General features: G+C 70.7%; 1 pseudogene. It reads right to left on the reverse strand.

The window, feature by feature from the left end:
* A pseudogene (locus EN845_RS34935) lies at window positions 1-287 on the reverse strand (two-component sensor histidine kinase); the annotation flags it as partial.

Raw genomic sequence — 287 nt, forward strand, 5'->3', positions numbered from 1 at the left:
CTTGTCTTCCTCGGACATGGTGGCCAAACGCGGCGTGTCGATGTGACGCGCCGTCCAGGGCGCGCGCAGCCGGTCGGCAAGCCGGCGCGCATAGCGGATGCGCGCGGCTCCGCCAGGCTGCGCGTCGACGCAGACGAGCACGCGCTCACCCGCCGCCCAGGGACCGGGAATGGCGTGCGACTGCATGTGGTTGAGCAGCTGCTCGTCGACGCGCTGGGCGGTGCGGCGCAGCGCCAGCTCGCGTAGCGCCGTCAGATTGCCCGGCGAAAAATAGTTCTCGATGGCGC

This window comes from Mesorhizobium sp. M8A.F.Ca.ET.202.01.1.1 (assembly GCF_004791595.1).
GTDB lineage: Bacteria > Pseudomonadota > Alphaproteobacteria > Rhizobiales > Rhizobiaceae > Mesorhizobium.